Here is a 19,039-nt window from a genome sequence, read left to right on the forward strand (position 1 = left end):
AGAAATGTTTTATCCATATATTTTACTAATACATTTATTTTGTGCAATATTTTTTATAGGTTATTTGTTTGTAGATATTTTTATTTTAGAAACCATTAAAAGAAAGAACTCTAATTTTGATAAAAAACTTTTTGATTCTACGGGTGTTAAAATTATGCCTTTTATTGTGCTTGTTTTGTTTTTAAGTGGTGGATTATTAGCATCTTTTCATACCAATCCCTTAAATTTTCTTTTTCTTATAAAAATATTTTTCGCTTTTACAATTTTATTTTTAGCAATATTTTCTTTGTTTTATCATTTTATACTTAAAAAGAAAAACCCTTTAGAAAATTTCATCCATCCTTTAGTTTTTATGCTTTGTATAGGAATAGTTATTTTGGCAAAATTGATGAATTATTTTTTTATTTCTTTGTAAGAAATACCCCACATTCCAAATGTGGAGTATGGACAAATTGATCAAAAATAGCCATTTTTGAAATTTGGTGAGTATGATTTAAAATTTTTAAATTTTCTTTCAAGCTTATAGGATTACAAGAAATATAAATGATATTTTCGTAGTTTTTTATAAGTTCAATCACGCTTTGATCTAGTCCAGCACGAGGCGGATCAACCAAGACATGAGAAAAGTCAAAAATATCTAAATTTAGGTTCTTTAAGCGAAAAAAATCTCTTTGTTTTTTTAAAGCTAAACTTAACTCTTCGCTAGAAAGTCTAATAAAATCAATATTCTTAGTATTGTTTAATTTGCAATTTTCTAAGGCAAAATTAATGTTATTTTTTGAAATTTCAGTAGCTAAAACTTTATGAAAATTATTTGCTAAAGCAAGAGTAAAATTGCCATAACCACAATAAAGCTCAAGCAAGTCTTTTTTGATTTGTAAGTTCAAATTCTCATTTACCCAAGTAATCATTTTTTCATTTATGAAGGTATTGGGCTGTATAAAACAATCGTTATTAAATTTATAAAGTATTTCTTTGTTTTGAATTTTAAGCTTTTGTGTTAAATTTTCATTTTTAAAAACAAGTTTTTTCTTTTTACTTCTCGCAATTAAATTGCAGTTTAGATCAGTACTTAATTGAAATAGATCATCGCAGATTGTTTCTATATTTTTATGATAGAGTAAGGTTGTGCTTAAATCTTGTTTTGTTGCTAAAAATTCAACTCCAAAAAGCTTTTCTTTTAGATTAAAATTTCTTTTGATTTTTTCAAGTAAAACAGGCATAAATTGGCAAATTTTCTCATCGGGAAAATCAACATTTTTTATAATAAACTTTTTTTTACTTTTTGAATCAAACATAGCGTAATAAAGTTCATCTTGATCATGATAAAAAGAAAATTCAGCTCTAGTTCTATAATGTTTGATTGGAGATTTAAAAAGCTCAATTTCTCCTTGATAAAATTCAAGAAAGAAATCTTTTATAAAATGGGCTTTTTTATCGAAATTTGTTATATTGCCAAATTTTTCAAGACTCATGGAACCTTTTTTCCAATGAGTCTAAGTAATAATACGATAAAAATTAAATTAAGAGGTAAAACAAACCAAACACTCAACCCTAAAGAAACAGGAATGTAACCTGTAATCAAAGAAATAGCACAAATAAGTAAAGCATAAGGAATTTGAGTTCTAACATGTTCCATATGATCGCATTTTGCACTCATTGAAGATAAAATAACATTATCGGCTATTGGCGAACAATGATTTCCAAAAATAGCACCTGTTAAAACACAACTGATGTTAATTACCATATAATGATGCATCGAGTCCGCGTCCATTCCATTAAGTTGTGCGATTTTATAAGCTAAAGGAACGGCTAGAGGCATTAAAATTCCCATAGTTCCATAACTTGTTCCTATAGCAAAAGAAGTAGCTGAAGCAAAAGCAAAAATGGTTGCAGGTAAAATATAATCAGGTAATTTATCAGCCAATAAACTTGTGATAAAAAGAGAAGTTCCAAGATCCTTAACTATACTAGATAAAGACCAAGCAAGTAAAAGTAAAACTATGGTGAAAATCATTGTTTTCCAACCATAAATCCAAGTTTCAATCGCTTCTTTGATATTAAAAATTTTACGATAAACTCCTATAAAAATCGCAACAATAGCTGCAAATAAAGCCGCTTGAAAAAGCACCACAGATGAATCAGCCTTTCCAAAAACTATTCTTAGAGTTTCAAAAGAAAGAGGATTTGCGTTAGCTTCTTCTAATTCTTTGCCTGATAAAGCACTAAAACCATTAAAATAAAATCCAAGCAAAGCAAGAATCATAAGGACAAAAATAGGAAAAATAGCATTGAAAGCATAAATTTTAGTCTCTTCTTTTGGAGCAAGAAATTGATCTTCTAATTCTGCGGTATCAAGTGTTCCAGATTTTACAAGTGGGGCAACTTGTCCCGTAGTTCTAGCACGTATCTCGGCTTTATACATAGGTCCAAATTCACGCTTCATAAGGGCAGTCATTACAACAAAGAAAAGCATGAAGATATTGTAAAAACGATAAGGTATGGTTTCTAAGAAAATTCCAAAAGCACTGATATTGTCAATTCCTATATGTTCATAAGCAGTTTTGATTAAGGAAACCTCTAAACCTATCCAAGTAGAAATGACTGCAATACCAGCTACAGGTGCTGCAGTTGAGTCTATGATGAAGGCGAATTTCTCGCGTGAAATTTTAAATTTATCCGCTAAAGGACGCATGATAGGCCCAACAATCAGCAAATTTGCATAATCGTCAAAAAAGATTAAAAGTCCTAAAATCCAAGTATTAACTTGAGCACTCACAGCTGATTTTGCTCTTTTTGCAAATTTTAAAGCGACTGCTTTAGCTCCACCCATTTTTGTAATAAGAGCTACAAGTCCTCCAATACAAAGAATTTGCAAGATAATACCGGCATTAACAGGATCAGAAGTAGATTTTAAAATATAAGAAATGATTTTAGAAAAAGATTCTACAGCTGTATTGTAAAAATTTAACAATCCTAGTGTTTGTTCTTTAAAAATATTAGAAGAAAGACTTAATAGGAAAGTTCCACTTAAAACCCCAGCAAAAAGGGATAAAATCACATCTTTTGTAATGAAAGCCAAAATAATTGCAACAAAGGGCGGAACGAGTGTAAATATTCCAAATAAATTCGCATTAACAGAAGCTCCAGATTCACTAGCTAAACAAAAAAAAGGTAAAAATATAAAAAAGAATAATTTCATTGGTTTTTCTCTATATAAAAGCCATTCCAAGTTTGAGTAATTGGCATAAGCTCGATTTCATTAATATTAATATGTTCAGGAAGATGGATGATAGATAAAATCACTTTTGCAATGTCTTGTGCGCTAATAAATTTAGTATTTTCATATACTTTGTCCGCTTTTTCTTTATCCCCTTTAAAACGAACTTCACTGAATTCAGTTTTGCATAAGCCAGGTGCGATATTGGTAACTTTGATATTTGTGCCACGCAAATCATTTCTTAAAGCTTTAGAAAATTGTCCCACAAAGGCTTTGGTTCCGCAATATACATTACCTCCAAAATAAGCATTGGTTGCCGCTACGGAACCTAAATTAAAAATATAGGCATTTTTTTGTTTTCTAAGTATAGGAATCACAGCTCTAGCGATGTATAAAAAGCCCTTAACATTGGTATCAACCATGGTTTCAATATCTTCTAGGCTTAAACTATCAAATTCATCTTGCCCTAAGGCAAGCCCTGCATTATTGATCAAAATATCAATTTCTTGAAATTCTTTAGGCAAATTTTGTATTTCTAAAAATACCTTTTCTTTATCGCGAATATCTAAAGTGATGGTGTGTAATTTTTCTTTAAATTCTTGTTTTAAAAGTTCAAGTTTTTCTTTGCGTCTAGCAATAGCTATAACTTTAAATCCTTCTTGAATTAAAGCTTTAACACAAGCTTCACCAAATCCAGAACTCGCTCCAGTAATTAAGGCCGTTTTCATTCTAAGCTTCCTCCATAAAATAAATTTTCATTAGCCTTTAAACCTAGACTTTTTAAGTAGTTTGCATTATCGTTTTTTCCTGCAGCTAAAGCAAAGTCAAGAGCATTAAAACCCAAATCATCCACTGCATTTATATTGGCACCTTTTGCAATTAAAGTTTTGAGTGTTTCAACATCTCCATAAGTAGCAGCGTGCATTAAAACATTTTTTGAAGTGTGATCTAATGCACAAAAGGTAATAAAATATGGAGTATTTCCATACATATTAGCAGTTAGAGCTAATTTTTCATTATTGTTGATGTATTTTTTATTAACATCCGCACCACGTTCTAAAAGCAAAGAAATAATATCTTTTCGATTGATTTCAATAGCATAAAATAAAGGAGTTTTTCCAAAAGCATTACTGCTATTAACATCCGCACCGATATCTAATAAAAATTTAGTATTATCATAATTTTCTAAAGCATAAAATAGAGCGTTTTCATAACCTTCATCAATTTTGGCGCCATAATGAATCAAAAGTTCTAATATAGATTTTTCTCTTTGATTTAAAAGGGCTGCTTGAAGTCCTATTGTGAGTTCATCTTGATTGAGATTGTTTTTAAAAATAAAATCTTGAATATTAGATATAGAATTATTTTTATTTGCAATTACTTTAGCTAGGGAACTAATATCTTTATGAATTTTAGTTTCTCCGACAGCCCAATTTAAAAATTCGTTTAAGGCGTTTGTGGTGTAATAAATATTGCTACCTTTGTCGAAATTAAAATTCGTTTGAAAGTATTTTTCTAAAGGCTCTATTGCTTGATTGTATTCTTGCCAAAAAGAACGATAAAGTCTAAAATTTCCTATACTTTGATAAGCCCAATATCTAAAATAAGATTTTAAAATATTATATTTTTTTTCTAAATTTTCAGGAGAGTCTAATTCTTTTTGATAAGAAATAGGATCAAGTGCAATTTTCAAAAGTAAAAAATCAAATTTTTGAAATTTTGGTAGATATTCTATGCCATTACAAGCACTATTTTCCCCACGAATTTCATTAGCTATTTTATAAAGTTTTTTAGTGAAAATTTGGTTTTTTAGAGAATCAGGACAAGCAGAGGCAATTTTAAGATAATCCGAATTCGGATTATCTTTAAAAAAGCTTGCTTTATTATTTTTTATATAATTACAATCAATCATATCTTTGGCTGTCAAACCTATAAAACAATAAAATAAAATCAATAATAATCTCACAAATACCCCCCCCCCGCCAATTTTTTTTAAAAATAATTTTGTTATTGTAACTCAAATAAGCTTTAATTTTAAATTAATCATCTAATTTAAAATTATCAATCTCATTAAAGTTTAAATATTTGTAGATATTTGCTTTATGAGTATCATTTAATTTATCACTTACAATTTGCAAATATTCTTCTTGACTAGGAATTTTTCCTAAAATCGCACATACAGCAGCAAGTTCGGCACTTCCAAGATAAACTTTAGCTCCCATTCCCATGCGATTGTCAAAATTTCTTGTTGAAGTTGAAAAAACTACCGCTCCATCATTTACTCTAGCTTGATTTCCCATACACAAGGAACAGCCTGGAACTTCTATCCTGGCACCCGCTGCACCAAAAATACTATAATATCCTTCTTTTGTGAGTTGTGCTTTATCCATTTTTGTTGGTGGAACTACCCAAAGTCTTGTTTTAAGCATACCTTTATCTTTTAAAATTTCCCCTAAAGCTCTATAATGTCCTATATTTGTCATACAAGAACCTACAAAAACTTCATCAATATTTTTTGGACGCTCACTATTGCTTAAAATTTCGCTTAAAGTTGCCACATCATCAGGATCGTTTGGACAAGCCAAAATCGGTTCTTTGATATCATTAAGATTGATATCGATAATATAAGCGTATTTTGCGTCCTTATCTGCTCTTAAAAGTGTAGGATTTTTAAGCCATTCTCTCATTTTTTCAGCTCTTCTAGCAAGAGTGGTTTTATTTTCATAACCAGCCTCTATCATAGCTTCGATTAAGGAAATATTGGATTTTATGTATTCGCTAACGCTTTCTATGCTTAAATCCACAGTGCAAGCAGCAGCTGATCTTTCTGCACTTGCGTCGCTTAGTTCAAAAGCTTGTTCTACTTTTAAATTTGGCAAGCCTTCAATTTCTAAAATTTTTCCAGCAAAAATATTTTTTTTATTTTTCTTTTCAACGCTGAGTTGTCCTTGTTTGATCGCATAATAAGGTATAGCATTGACAAGATCTCTTAGAGTGATCCCAGCTTGTAATTCTCCACTAAAGCGTACTAAAACGCTTTCAGGAACGTTTAAAGGCATGGAACCTGTTACAGCCGCAAAGGCCACAAGCCCACTTCCTGCCGGAAAAGAAATTCCTATAGGAAAACGAGTATGAGAGTCTCCACCCGTTCCTACGCTATCAGGTAAAACAAAGCGATTGAGCCAAGAATGAATCACTCCATCGCCTGGTTTTAAACTTACCCCACCGCGACTTGTCATAAAATTTGGTAAAGTTTTATGTAAATTAGAATCACTTATTTTTGGATAAGCAGCAGTATGGCAAAAACTTTGCATTACAAAATCTGCATTAAATCCAAGACTTGCTAATTCTTTAATTTCATCTCGAGTCATAGGTCCTGTTGTATCTTGAGAACCTACGGTTAAAGTCATAGGTTCTATATACATACCAGGACGTACACCCTCAACTCCACAAGCACGTCCTAACATTTTTTGAGCCAAGGTATATCCAGTGTTTGAAGATTCTGGTTGCTTAGGTTTTGTGAAAATATTTTCATTTTCCAAACCTAAAAATTCTCTTGCTTTAACGCAAAGTCCGCGACCTATGATAAGAGGAATTCTACCTCCAGCTCTTACTTCATCAAGTATGGTATTTGGAGTGAGTTTAAATTCTGCTATGGTAGAATTATTTTTAACGATTTTTCCTTCATAAGGATAAATTTCAAATTCATCGCCCATTTCTAAGTTACTTACATCACAGATGATAGGTAGAGCACCGCTATCTTGAGCAGTGTTAAAGAAAATTGGGGCTATGGTTGAGCCTAAAATAATACCACCGCTATGTTTGTTTGGAACCCCATCAATTTCTTTGCCTAAATGCCATTGTATGGAATTGATGGCTGATTTTCTGCTTGATCCTGTTCCTACAACATCACCCACATAAACAACTTCTAAGCCTGTTTGTTTTAATTCTTTGATTTTTTCAAGAGAACCTACTTGTCTGACTTTTAACATTGCCTTAGCATGTAAAGGAATATCACTTCTTGTAAAAGCATCACTTGCCGGACTTAAATCATCTGTATTGGTTTCGCCTGATACTTTAAAAACCACACATTTAATCACTTCTGGGAGTTTTTCTTTTTTAAGAAACCATTCTGCATCAGCCCAACTTTGCAAAACCTCTTTAGCATAACTGTTATTTTTGCTTAACTCTGCTATGGTATGAAAATTATCATGTATAAAAATGATATCTTTAAGTACATCTGCTGCTTCTTGCGCTATATGATCATCTTTTAGAGCGTCAATTAGAACTTTTACATTATATCCACCTAACATTGTTTTTAACATAGAAAATGCACGTTTTTTATCTATGCTTGGAACATTGATTTTGTTTTTAAGAATGGAATCTAAAAATTCGCATTTGATTAAAGCAGCATCATCAACTCCTGGATTGACACGATTTTGTAAAAGTTCTACTAATTCTTCATCTTTTTGATTTTTTAGCAACTCGCAAATTTCTTTCACCTGATCTGTATTTAAAGGGAGTGGAGGAATGCCTAAAATCTCTCTTTCTTTAACAGCTTTGTTGTAATTTTCTTTAAAAGACATTGTATTTCCTTTTTTGTATAAACTTATTATATAATTCTAACTGCTTAAAGGAAAAAATATGTTTAAAATTCATTATAAATTACCAATGTGTTACTTATTGTTACAAAGTGATGGTAATTTTCTAACCCAAGTTGATTTTCTTAATGAAAATGATCCTGATTTTTCTAGTGATAAATCTTGTGCATTGTTAGAATTTGCACTTTGGGAGCTAAAAGGCTATTTTTCTAAAAAATTGAAAGTTTTTAAAACACCCTTAAAGAGTCAAGGAAGTATATTTGAACAAAAAGTGTATCAAGCTTTAATGCAAATTCCATACGGAAAGCTAGCAACCTATAAAGAAATTGCACAAGTAATCAACCATCCAAAAGCTTTTCGCGCAGTAGGGAATGCAAATTCTAAAAATAATATCCCCATTTTCATACCTTGCCATCGCGTTGTAGCAAGTAATGGTATAGGTGGATATAATGGCGGACTTCATATAAAAAGATTTTTATTAGAAACTGAAGGGATAAAGCTATAAACTCAAATCCAAACGCAAACCACCATAATTTGAAGGTGTAGTGTTTGCTTCTTTAAAAGTATTTACTATATCTTTGATAACTGAATTTAATTGGTTAAGATCTAAATTCAATGTTCCATCTTGATAATCTTGTTTAGAAAGTCCTAGAAAATCAAGGCTTTTATCTACAAATTGTTCTTTTAGATCTTCATAGTATTTTTGGAATTTTTCTTTATCAAAGTCGCCATTTTCATTAAAAAATTCTTTAAAATTTTTCTTTAGTGTTTCAAGTTCTTCTTTGCTTAGACTTTTTGTATCAAAATTATTATCGGCTAATTTTCCAAAGATTTTTAAAGCATCTTCATCTCTTAAAAGCAAATCAAGCAAAGTCAAAGCTCCTTCGGTAGGATCGAAAGTATAATCTAATATCACGTAATTAGCTAAATCCATACTTTGCTGTTCCATCTCTTTTTCGTTTAAAATTTCTTTATAGAGAATCAAACCATCAGAGTCTTTATCGTTTTTTATGGTTTTATCTAGTTCCAATGCTAGAGTAGGAGCTGCAAATTTACCTTCATTGTAAAGGGTTTTTTGTGCCTTTTTAAAATTTTCAGGCATTCCATCAGGAGCGGTTGCTATACCATTTAATTTAACATAAGATTCCACGTAACTCAAGTTACTTTCAATAATTTTATTTTTATAAAGACGAAAATAACCATGAGAAGTAAAACCACTTCTTGTTTCATCAAGCTCATTTTTATTTAAATAGCCATCATGATTAGCATCAGCTGCTAAATAACCCCTTTGATATGCTATATCTCCATACCAAGATGAAACAAATTTTTCAACATCACCATTTAAAATATAAGATCCATCTTTTCTTTGATAAAAATCAGCACTGCCAAATGTATTTTTAAGTTTTTCTATACTTTCTGTGCTTAAGGCACTATTAGTGATATTTTGTGTGATAGGATCTCTAAAATAGATATTTATCATACCACTTTGTGCGTTTTTTACTTTTTCATCAAGCTCTAAGGGCTTTAGATTTTCATCTATAGCTTTTAAATTTTCCCTACTTTGTTTTTCCAAGTCAGTTCTTAAGCCCTTATAAACCATAGAATTGATCGGATGGTAAAATTTAGTCGATGAAAAATCTAAAGCCATGTTTGATCTTTAACCTTCTGGATTAGTATCGACACCATAATAAGTCAAGCAGGCCCACTGAGCAAGAATTTTTTGCTGTTTTGTGCCATTGGCTTTAGTGTTTAAGCAAAGTTTATAATTTTGCATGTTTTGAGCTGGAGTAAGATAAGGATTTCCCCAAGCAAACGCAGAAGTAGCACCAAAAATAGCTAAGGCTATTATTAAAGTTTTTCGCATAAACAAGCTCCTTTGATATAAAATTTAACTCTAGAGTCAAATTTTATATCGGCTAAAAATAAAAAAACTTTATAGTTTTTAAAAAATATTTTTAAAATAGACTTGGAGTGTTGGTATCACTTGTTTTGAAAGCATTTTCAAATTCGTTTGTATTTGCTAAAACTACACAATAAGTAAAATCTTTAATTTTTTTTAAATCTTTGATTTCATTATAAGAAAAATCACAAAATAAAGAATTTTTTAAAGCGGTTTTAAATCCCTTAAAGCGATCAAAATGTTTTTGCCAAAAATCAAACTCTTGTTCGTTATCGACGACAATAAAAGCTTTTGAACTTGATCCAAATTCTACAATTTCCATAGAAGTATTGACAAAATATATTTTAAAAAGTTCTAATTTATTTAAATTAAAATGATTTTTGATTTGATTTTTTTTGCAAAAAGCTACCAATTGACTAAAAATTTCTATATACAAAAAAGGTAAATTAAGCTTTTTAAAATACAAATCGTTACAGATAAAGCTACTATAAAAAGGTGTTGAATTTTCAAATTTTATTACTTCAGTCTTTTCCAATACCTCACAGTGGACAGAAATTTTTGAAAGATATTCTTTTTCATTAAAGCAAAAAAATTCTCCCTTTTTAGCTTTATTTAAAGAGTTAAAATCCAAAAAGATATTTCCATACAGGGTTTTTAAGCCAAAAGCCTTACAAAAGCTTAATTCTCTTTTGGAACAAAATAAAAATTGATATTCTTTTTCCTCGCATAAAAAACGAAGAAGTCTAAAAAGTGCATTTTCTAGATCTTGGACTTTAAGATAGTATAGCTCTTTATCTGTAATTTTTATATCCTTATCATAAATGATAACGTAAGCCCCTTTTTGTATAGCCTCTTTGATCTTGTTTTCATCATTACAAAAGAAAGCATAGCTTGGCTTGAGTTCATCAAGATTAAGAGCAAAGCCACCTATGCTTAAAATACTTCCTTCTTGTATGAGTTCAGCATTTAAAAGTTCGACTAGGTTGCTAATATTCATTAGCCTATTAAAGAACCATTTTCCACAAGCTGTTCTGGAGAAATCAAAACGAGTTTGTCTCCACTTTTTGCTGAAAGTATCATACCATCACTTTCGTGTCCGAAAATTTTGGCTTTTTTAAGATTGCTTAAAACGCAAACTTGCTTATCTATTAAATCACTTGCTTTATAGTATTTGGCTATACCTGAAATAACCTGACGAATTTCTTTATTGTCAAATTCAAGCTGAAATTTTAAAAGTTTTTCACTACCTTCTATATTTTGACAATCTATAACCTTTGCAACTTTGATCTCTAATTTGGCAAAATCATCAATTTTTATTTTTGCTTTTTCTTCTTTTTTAACTTCTTGTTTAGTTTCTGAATTTATTTTTTCTATTTTTGGAAATAAAGCTTCACAAGGATTTGCTGTAAAATTTAACAATTCATGTTTGAGTATAAGTTTTTCATAATTTAGTTTTGAAATTTCAAAATTCAAAGCTTTGGCAACTTTTTGGCAAGAGTCGGGTAGAGCAGGGCTTAGCAAAATACTTACTTTAGCTAAAATATTCGCACAAAGCCCAATGAGTGCATTAGCTTCATTTTGTTTATTTTCTTTAATCAAATTCCAAGGTTCATATTTGCTGATAGCTAAATTTGCTACGCTTAAGGCTTTAAAAAGTTCTTCTAGGTAGCGATTGCATTGAAGATTTTCCAAAAAATCAATAGCTAAATCAAAATGTTTTTTTGCAATATCAAGCTCATTTTGATAAAATTCTAAAACTCCGGTGTGAGTGATTTTTCCATCATTGTATTTAGTACTCATTCCTATGATGCGATTCAAGAGATTTCCAAATTCGTTGCTTAATTCGGCATTGATACGATTAATAAGCATACTTTCACTAAAATCTCCATCATTTCCAAAAGGCACTTCTCTAAGTAAGAAATATCTAAAAGCTTCAATGCCGTAAGTATCTACAATTTCCTTAGGTTTGACGACATTGCCTTTAGACTTGCTCATCTTTTCACCTTCTTTAGTCCACCAACCATGTGCAGCTATAAATCGAGGTAATGGTAAATCCACGCTCATTAAAAAAGCAGGCCAATAAATCGCATGAAAGCGTAAAATATCTTTACCGACTAAATGTATATGTGCAGGCCAAAACTTTTCTCTTTCATTGTCTAAAGAACTCACATAAATAAAAAGTGCGTCAAGCCAAACATAAATAATATGCTTATCGTCGTTGATTTCTTTTGGAAGTTTAATACCCCAATCAAAACTTGTTCTTGTGATGGAAAGATCTTTAAGCCCGTTTTGAATAAAATTAATGAGTTCATTTTTTTTATTTTTAGGCAAAATAGGATCTTTTTCTTCATACCATTGTAAAATTTTATCTTGGTATTTTGAAAGCTTGAAAAAATAACTTTCTTCTTTTAAAAGCGTGGTATTTTTTCCACAATCTGGACAGCAAGTTTCGTTGATTAGTTGGCTTTTTGTAAAAAAACTTTCACAAGAAATGCAGTAATGTCCCTCGTATTGATCTTTATAGATATCACCTTTTTGCCACATTTTTAAAAACATGGCTTGCACAAAGTCAATATGTTTTTGATCTGTAGTTCTAGCATAGATATCATAATTTATTTTAAATTCATCCCAAAGTTTTTTAAATTCAGCACTGATTTTATCTGTATATTCTTGAGGTGTAAAATTCCTTTCTTTTGCCGCTTGTTCAATTTTTTGTCCGTGTTCATCGGTTCCTGTTAAAAACTTGGTTTCATGACCTTGCAAACGATAAAATCTAGCCATAGTATCAGCAATGATAGTTGTATAAGCGTGTCCTAAATGAGGTACATCATTTACATAATAAATTGGAGTTGTAATATAACGCATCAAATATTTCCTTTAAAAATCAAATCCACCTTCGGTTTTACCTTTAGACATGCTATTATAAACCGCATCAACATAGTCTTTACGTGTTTGACAAGTAAAAATTTCTTCGCAATTATAGCAAGAATTTAAGTTTTTTGAATTTTGACAGGATAATAAAATTTCTTTTTTATTATCCATTTCTTGTTCAAATTCATCTCTAATTTCAGCCATTATAGATTTCCAAAAGCTTTTCGATTTCGTACTTAGATCCAAAAAAACAAGGTGTAGTTGCATGTATGGCATCAAATTCAAGATCGAGTAGAGATTGATTGCTCCCATTTGTGGTTTTTCCACCCGCTTTTTCCACAATAAAAGCCAAAGGGAAAACTTCAAAAAAAGCTCTTAATTTTCCCATAGGAGAATCTTTTGTTGCTGGATAGCTAAAAATTCCGCCCCCTTTGAGTAAAATTTGATTGATATCACTAACCATAGCTCCTGAATATCTTAGGCGATAATTTTCATCAAATAAAGTTTTAATGAATTTGGCGTGTTTTTCATCCCAAAATTTTTGAGTTCCACCTGTAGCGTTGATTTTCCCTTTTTCACTCATTTTTAGTTCTTTGATGAAAACAAATTCGTTATTTTTATCAAGACGATAAAGTTTAGGAGTATCTTCACAAATGACTAGTTCTAATCTTGCCCCATACATACTATAAACCGCTGCTTTTAAATTCTTAGCACTAGGTTTTTCTTCATAAATGCCAAAAATAGAACCTATAGCAAAATTAACATCCATTAGACTAGAACCATCAAGTGGATCATAAGCTACAATATATTTTGCATTATCATTGACTTTTAAAATTTCATTTTTTTCTTCACTGATAATAGCCTTAAGAGTAGGGCATTGGCTTAAAGTTTTTGTAATGATTTCATCGCTTAAGATATCAAATTTAAGTTGGGTATCACCTGTGGAATTGTGATTTTGACTATAACTTGTATCTGGAAATTTCAAAGCGTCTGAAATTTCTAAAACAGCCTTTTGAATATAAGAAATTAATTCTTTCATTGTAACTCTCCTTTTTAGATTTTTTTTGCATTCTCTAATATATATCTACAAATTTCTTTAATATTGTTTAAATCGAGCCAAATTAAATTCGGATGAGAAATTTTATCATAACTTGCAATGGCTTGAGAAAATGAAAAATAACTTTCATCAATTTCTTGGCAAAAAACACTAATGCGTGGTAAATCTAAACTTTTTAAACCTTCAACTAAACAAATATCAAAATCGGGCATTAGCTTTAAAGCTTTCAAGATATCTCTTCCTTGGTGAGAAAAAAAAGTAGTTCGTGTAGGACTTAATACGATGACTTCGGCGCCACTTTGAAAAAATTTAAAACTATCTTTACCATTAAAATCAAATTGTGCCTTATCAGCAGGATCGTGTTTGATAATGAGAACTTTTAAGTTTTGTCTCATAAATTCATTTGCAACTTTTGTAATAAGTGTTGTTTTTCCAGAATTTGAAGGACCGCTAAAGGCCATAATTAATTTTTCCATAAATTTTCATTTTCCTAAGAATTAAAATTAAATTATAATATTTTAAAGCAAAAAATAGAGTTAAAAGGTTAAAATTATAAAAAATATTTTATGATATAGGTTAAAGTATGAGAATTTCTTTTTTATTATCAAGTGTTTTATTTTTTAGTGCGTGTTCTATGAAAGATCCTGTTGTTGTAGATACAAATTTAAAAACTCAAACCCTAATGTTCTCACAAAAATATAAAATAACTCAAGATAAACTTAATGCTATTGTTACTATGTCTTACTTAAATCCCGTTTTGGATAATTCTACTCAAGATGATGTGTTTGCTTTAACCCTTACTCCCAATACTTTCAAAATACAAAATTTGGAAGTCTTTATCAATCATAGAAAAGCAAAGATACAAGAGTTAGATCAAGAGCTTTTTAAATACTTGTTACAAAATAATTATACAAAATATTTTAAAGTATCTCTTCCTGGTATAAAAACAGAAAATATCATCAAGGCTAAGATTTGTTTAAATCATCTGCCTTGTTTTGAATTAAATTTTCAAAAATATCCGAAATCTTTATACTATCGTTCAGAAGATATCGATACACAATATAATTAGCTAAGACTTTTTTTCCATAAATGCGACTTTCTTGATAGGGTATAAGTTCCATGGATAAAAAGGGTTGATATTTTCCCTCTTTAAACATATCATCTCTAGCTAAAGTTTTATTTGTAAAACCTATACCACCATTATAGGCGTAGGCTATAAATAACGGAGATTTTAGTCTTTTTTCTAGATAATTTAAATGATGATTTCCAAAATAATAAGCAATTTCGGGTCTAAACATAAAATCTTGATCAAAATTTGGAATTTTTAGTTCTTTTTGCCCTATATGATTGGCCAAAAAAGGCATAAATTGCATCATTCCCAAAGCATAAGAAACTGAAATGGCAGTAGGGATAAAACGACTTTCTTGTCTTGCAATTGCCAAAATCAAAGCTTGTCTAGGAATATCATAATCCTTGATATATTGATAATATGGCATAATAAAATAATGTTTTTTAAATTTAGATTTTCTTTCTAAAATATAAGCATAAATTGGCAAGGTTTCTTCAGTGTCAAATTCTTTAGCTAATTTATCTAGTTGTGAAGCGTTAGCGTCTAATATTTCTTTATTGAGTTTTTGCCAGGCAAATGGATCTTGCATATTAAAATTATTTTTTTCTTTGTGAATTTGTATGGTTTCAATTTTTGGAAAAGCTGTATTTGTAAGTTCTTTTGCATAAAGACTATAAATATTTAAAGAATTGCTTTGTGCTAAATTTTTCAAATCTTTTTCATTCTTTGCAATCATCCACATCCAAAAAATAGCATTGTCTTTATTGCTTTGATTTTTGAGAGTTTGGGCTGCTTGTTTGAAAAATTCGTAAGCAATATGATCTTGATTATAAGTTAAAGCATTAACGCCCAAGTAAAATGCGGAATATTCCTTTACATTTTGCGGATTAACTTGCAATAATGAGTGTCTGAATTTAGGATATTGCTTTTTAATTATTATAGTTTGAGCAAAATTATTAAAATTATTATAAGTAGAAATTTTATTGACAAAACTTACATTTAGATCAAAATCATTGTGGTTTATTTTTAAATAATTATAAAGTTTAAAAAAACCATTCACATCTTCTTTTTCTTCCATATATTTCATAGGATTGTTTGAATTAAGAGCAAGGAGTAAATTAACCAAATCAGGTCTTTTATCTTGGAATTTTTTTGCCAATATATTCCTATCTTCAATACTTAAACTTGAAATAAAGGCTAAAGATTTTAAACGAATGCTTTGACAAGTTAAATTTGCATCCAAAATAGTATTTTTTGTATAAGCATAGCATTGTAAGTATTTTGGATTAATAAAGGGTTTAGTGGGAAATATTTTTTCAAACTCAGTTCGTATCTTCCCTGCATAGCGAAAAATATGGGATTTTAAATCTTGAATTTCTTTTTTATTTAAAGTTTTTTTTTCTAAAAGCCTGTAGATATAATAATCTTTGACTAAAGAATTATCTTGTTTTTTTAAGCTTTCTAAATCGTATTCGATCGCATTAAGATATATAAAACTTAAGAATAATAAGAATATTTTTTTCACAAAATACTCCTTAAAATGCTGTCAAGAAAGAAGCTAAGAAATTGCAAGACTAAAAGTATGATTAAGGGTGCTAAATCAATATTACCTATGCGTGTTGGAATTTTTCTTACTAAAGCATAAGCTGGATAGCTAAGTTTATATAAAATTTGAACAATAGGATTATGTGGATCGGGATTAACCCAACTCAAAAGCGCAGTAATAACAATAACCCAAGTATAAATATTAATAATAATTTGAAATACTTGAAAAATAGAATAAATAAAAGAATCGATAATCATTATTACATCCTTGCTAATTCGTGTATGAAATTTTTTATATGAGAATACAAGTCACTAAGTTCAGGTCCATGGGTATTTCCTGTTAAGATAATTCTTAAAGGCATAAAGAAATTTTTACCCTTTAACCCACTTTTTTGCAAAAGATAATTTTTAAAATCGTCATAGTTTTCAAAAGACTCTACATTGCTTAAGATTTCTTTTAAAATTTGACATTCTTTTTCAAATTCAAGATAATTTTTTGGACTGAAAATCGCTTGAATTTTTTCTTTTAACTCATTGATTGTACTGGCCTCTTGAGTATAAAATTTTGCTAAATTTGCAAGATCTTTTTCAAAATTTAAAATTTCATTGAGTTTGGAATTTTCCATCAATCTTATGTGTTCTCGATTTATTTGCAAAAGTTTTTTAAGATCAAATCTTGCAGGAGCTTTGGAAATTTTATCAATATCAAACCAAGAAATTGCTTCTTCTAAGGTAAAAATTTCACAAGGGGTTTTATTGCCTAGCATGATAAGATAGTTTGCAATCGCACTTGGTAAAATCCCTTGTTCTAGTAGCCATTTTACAGAAGAGTGTGCTTCCCTTTTGCTCATTTTAGCACCCTGTTCGTTAAGTATAATAGGTAAATGCGCATAACTTATTTTTTTATCATAGCCCAAACTCATACGAATATGTTCTTGTTTGGGAGTATTTGATACATGATCTTCTCCACGTATAATACAAGTTACATTTTCAAGCATATCATCAACCGCGCAAGCGAAATTATAAGTAGGAGTTTTATCAGTTCTCATAATAACAAAAGAATCGATATTTTCAGGTTCAAAACTAAGTTCACCTTTGACAAGATCTAAAAATTTTATGATTTTATCAGGTTTTTTAAGACGAATGACAAAAGGTTTTTCGCACTCTAAAACATCAATATCTGTCAATTTTTCACAAGTTCCATCATATCTGTAAGGTTTTCCTTGCTTTTTGGCAATTTCTTTTTTTTCTTCTAGTTCTTTTTCTGTGCAAAAACAGGCAAAGGCTTTTTTTTCACTTACAAGTTTTAAGGCCATTTGGCGATGGAATTTTAAATTTTCACTTTGTATGTAATAATCTTGCCAAGAAATTTCAAAAAGCTGTAAGATTGCTTTTATTTCTTCTTCTTTGCCTTCTATATTTCTTGCTTTATCTGTATCTTCAATACGTAAGATAAAATGAACATTGTTTTGTTTAGCACAAATATAATTAAACAAAGCCACACGCAAATTTCCTATATGCATATCTCCGGTTGGAGATGGAGCGAAACGATACATTTTAAACCTTAAATTTCAAAATCATAAAAACAAAATTATAGCAAAGAAATTTATATAGATATTTAATATTTGCTTTGGTATAATTATTTTTATGATGTATTTATTTTTTTGTTTTATGGTGTTAGCAATCCTTGGATTATTAAATTTTTATATTTATAAGCGATTGATTAAAAAATTTTTGATTTTTAAGTATTTTCATAAATTATTCGCATTTGCCTTAACAATACTTTTTCTAATTCAAGTTATATTTTTAATACTTAGAAGAAATCAATATGAGTATTTAAGTGATTCTTTATATGAAATTTTAGCCATGCTTTATGCGCCAACATATTGTTTATTTTTTGTAGCACTCATACTTGATTTTATAAGACTTGTATTAGCTATGCTAGGTAGGATTGATAAAAAATATAATATATTTTTGCGTTTATTGTTTGAAATAGGCGTAGTAAGTATATCAGTGTTTTTAACCTATATGAGTGTCAATAGTGCTTTAAAAATTCCTGAAATAAAAACTTTAAATTTACAAATGGCTAATTTAAAAAAAGATTTAAAAATTGCCGTATTAACTGATCTTCATTTAGGTAAAAATTTGCATGAAAATTTTTTAGATCAGATTATAAATAAAGTTAATTTACAAAAACCGGATATGGTGTTTATTATTGGAGATTTAATTGATGCCAATCCTAAACATTTAGAGTCTTATATTTCAAAATTAGATGATCTTAATTCGACTTATGGAACTTTCTATGCGGTTGGCAATCATGAATATTATCACGGGATTAATCAAGTTTTAAAACTCCTGAAAACTCATACAAAAATGAAAATTTTGCTCAATCAAAATGAAGATCTAGGTTTTGTTAATATCGCAGGATTGGCTGATTTAACAGGAATTAGTAAGGGATTGTATGCTCCTAATTTAGAAAGAATTAAAGCGGATTTAAATACAAGTAAGCCAAGTATTTTGCTTGCTCATCAACCAAAAACAGTTTTGCTTTATAATCTAAAAGATTTTGATTTAATTTTAAGCGGACATACTCATGGAGGACAAATTTTCCCTTTTATGTTTTTAGTAAAACTTCAGCAAGGTTTTGTTCATGGGCTTTACGATTTAAATCAAAAAACCAAACTTTACGTAAGTAGCGGAGCCGGTTTTTGGGGACCAAGTCTTAGGGTTTTTGCTCCAAGCGAAATTGTGATTTTAAATTTAAAAGGAAAATGAT

At 29.6% G+C, this 19,039-nt stretch carries 19 protein-coding genes; 4 read left to right on the plus strand and 15 right to left on the minus strand.

Features of this window, described 5'->3' with window-relative positions; all coding sequences use genetic code 11:
* Positions 1-4 precede the first annotated feature (4 nt).
* Positions 5-415 carry a hypothetical protein gene (locus CQA76_RS03960; protein ID WP_137622152.1) on the plus strand — a complete coding sequence of 137 codons (411 nt, stop codon included), beginning with the start codon at positions 5-7 and terminating at the stop codon, positions 413-415.
* Here CQA76_RS03960 and trmA read toward each other — a convergent pair.
* The 5 genes from trmA to CQA76_RS03985 all read right to left on the minus strand — a co-directional run bounded on the left by trmA (position 402) and on the right by CQA76_RS03985 (position 7,806).
* Complete coding sequence (gene trmA / locus CQA76_RS03965) at positions 402-1,475, minus strand: tRNA (uridine(54)-C5)-methyltransferase TrmA (protein ID WP_137622153.1); 1,074 nt, start codon at positions 1,473-1,475, stop codon at positions 402-404. The two genes, CQA76_RS03960 and trmA, sit on opposite strands and share 14 nt — an antisense overlap.
* Positions 1,472-3,202 (minus strand): Na+/H+ antiporter NhaC family protein, encoded by a 1,731-nt coding sequence (locus CQA76_RS03970; RefSeq protein WP_137622154.1) that lies wholly within the window; start codon positions 3,200-3,202, stop codon positions 1,472-1,474. The genes trmA and CQA76_RS03970 overlap by 4 nt, the downstream gene beginning before the upstream one ends.
* Positions 3,199-3,948, minus strand: a complete 750-nt coding sequence (locus CQA76_RS03975) for an SDR family NAD(P)-dependent oxidoreductase (protein WP_137622155.1) — start codon at positions 3,946-3,948, stop codon at positions 3,199-3,201. The genes CQA76_RS03970 and CQA76_RS03975 overlap by 4 nt, the downstream gene beginning before the upstream one ends.
* Positions 3,945-5,132 (minus strand): ankyrin repeat domain-containing protein, encoded by a 1,188-nt coding sequence (locus CQA76_RS03980; protein ID WP_408608973.1) that lies wholly within the window; start codon positions 5,130-5,132, stop codon positions 3,945-3,947. The genes CQA76_RS03975 and CQA76_RS03980 overlap by 4 nt, the downstream gene beginning before the upstream one ends.
* 127 nt (positions 5,133-5,259) lie before the next feature.
* A complete protein-coding gene (locus tag CQA76_RS03985; RefSeq protein WP_137622157.1) occupies positions 5,260-7,806 on the minus strand; it encodes a bifunctional aconitate hydratase 2/2-methylisocitrate dehydratase in 2,547 nt (848 codons plus the stop codon).
* Positions 7,807-7,864: 58 nt separating this feature from the next.
* On the opposite strand from CQA76_RS03985, the gene CQA76_RS03990 reads away from it, so the two are divergent.
* Entirely contained in the window at positions 7,865-8,326 is a 462-nt protein-coding gene (locus tag CQA76_RS03990; protein ID WP_137622158.1) for a methylated-DNA--[protein]-cysteine S-methyltransferase, read from the plus strand.
* Here CQA76_RS03990 and CQA76_RS03995 read toward each other — a convergent pair.
* The 7 genes from CQA76_RS03995 to mobB all read right to left on the minus strand — a co-directional run bounded on the left by CQA76_RS03995 (position 8,321) and on the right by mobB (position 14,125).
* A complete protein-coding gene (locus CQA76_RS03995) occupies positions 8,321-9,469 on the minus strand; it encodes a hypothetical protein (RefSeq protein ID WP_137622159.1) in 1,149 nt (382 codons plus the stop codon). The genes CQA76_RS03990 and CQA76_RS03995 overlap by 6 nt on opposite strands.
* 9 nt (positions 9,470-9,478) lie before the next feature.
* Positions 9,479-9,685 carry a hypothetical protein gene (locus CQA76_RS04000; protein WP_137622160.1) on the minus strand — a complete coding sequence of 69 codons (207 nt, stop codon included), beginning with the start codon at positions 9,683-9,685 and terminating at the stop codon, positions 9,479-9,481.
* A 91-nt stretch (positions 9,686-9,776) separates the two neighbouring features.
* The gene (locus CQA76_RS04005; protein WP_137622161.1) at positions 9,777-10,718 is read right to left on the minus strand and encodes a hypothetical protein; all 942 of its coding nucleotides are present in this window, start codon (positions 10,716-10,718) and stop codon (positions 9,777-9,779) included.
* Positions 10,718-12,586 (minus strand): methionine--tRNA ligase, encoded by a 1,869-nt coding sequence (metG, locus tag CQA76_RS04010; protein ID WP_137622162.1) that lies wholly within the window; start codon positions 12,584-12,586, stop codon positions 10,718-10,720. The genes CQA76_RS04005 and metG overlap by 1 nt, the downstream gene beginning before the upstream one ends.
* A 12-nt stretch (positions 12,587-12,598) precedes the next feature.
* The gene (locus tag CQA76_RS04015) at positions 12,599-12,796 is read right to left on the minus strand and encodes a hypothetical protein (RefSeq protein WP_137622163.1); all 198 of its coding nucleotides are present in this window, start codon (positions 12,794-12,796) and stop codon (positions 12,599-12,601) included.
* Entirely contained in the window at positions 12,789-13,631 is an 843-nt protein-coding gene (locus CQA76_RS04020) for a class 1 fructose-bisphosphatase (RefSeq protein WP_137622164.1), read from the minus strand. The genes CQA76_RS04015 and CQA76_RS04020 overlap by 8 nt, the downstream gene beginning before the upstream one ends.
* Positions 13,632-13,645: 14 nt before the next feature.
* On the minus strand, positions 13,646-14,125 hold the full coding sequence (gene mobB, locus CQA76_RS04025; protein ID WP_137622165.1) for a molybdopterin-guanine dinucleotide biosynthesis protein B: 480 nt from the start codon (positions 14,123-14,125) through the stop codon (positions 13,646-13,648).
* Positions 14,126-14,232: 107 nt separating this feature from the next.
* Between mobB and CQA76_RS04030 the strand changes: the two genes are divergently transcribed.
* Entirely contained in the window at positions 14,233-14,718 is a 486-nt protein-coding gene (locus tag CQA76_RS04030; protein ID WP_137622166.1) for a hypothetical protein, read from the plus strand.
* On the opposite strand, the gene CQA76_RS04035 is transcribed toward CQA76_RS04030, so the two are convergent.
* The 3 genes from CQA76_RS04035 to gltX are packed head-to-tail and all read right to left on the minus strand — an operon-like array spanning position 14,615 to position 17,819.
* Positions 14,615-16,243 (minus strand): lytic transglycosylase domain-containing protein, encoded by a 1,629-nt coding sequence (locus tag CQA76_RS04035; protein ID WP_137622167.1) that lies wholly within the window; start codon positions 16,241-16,243, stop codon positions 14,615-14,617. The genes CQA76_RS04030 and CQA76_RS04035 overlap by 104 nt on opposite strands.
* Positions 16,240-16,521: a YggT family protein gene (locus CQA76_RS04040; RefSeq protein ID WP_137622168.1), complete on the minus strand. Its 282-nt coding sequence runs from the start codon at positions 16,519-16,521 to the stop codon at positions 16,240-16,242. The genes CQA76_RS04035 and CQA76_RS04040 overlap by 4 nt, the downstream gene beginning before the upstream one ends.
* A gap of 2 nt (positions 16,522-16,523) precedes the next feature.
* Positions 16,524-17,819 carry a glutamate--tRNA ligase gene (gltX, locus tag CQA76_RS04045; RefSeq protein WP_137622169.1) on the minus strand — a complete coding sequence of 432 codons (1,296 nt, stop codon included), beginning with the start codon at positions 17,817-17,819 and terminating at the stop codon, positions 16,524-16,526.
* Between the two features lie 91 nt (positions 17,820-17,910).
* Between gltX and CQA76_RS04050 the strand changes: the two genes are divergently transcribed.
* Positions 17,911-19,038: a metallophosphoesterase gene (locus tag CQA76_RS04050; RefSeq protein ID WP_137622170.1), complete on the plus strand. Its 1,128-nt coding sequence runs from the start codon at positions 17,911-17,913 to the stop codon at positions 19,036-19,038.
* Position 19,039: the final 1 nt, after the last annotated feature.

It is taken from the genome of Campylobacter aviculae, from assembly GCF_005406215.1.
Classification (GTDB): domain Bacteria; phylum Campylobacterota; class Campylobacteria; order Campylobacterales; family Campylobacteraceae; genus Campylobacter_D; species Campylobacter_D aviculae.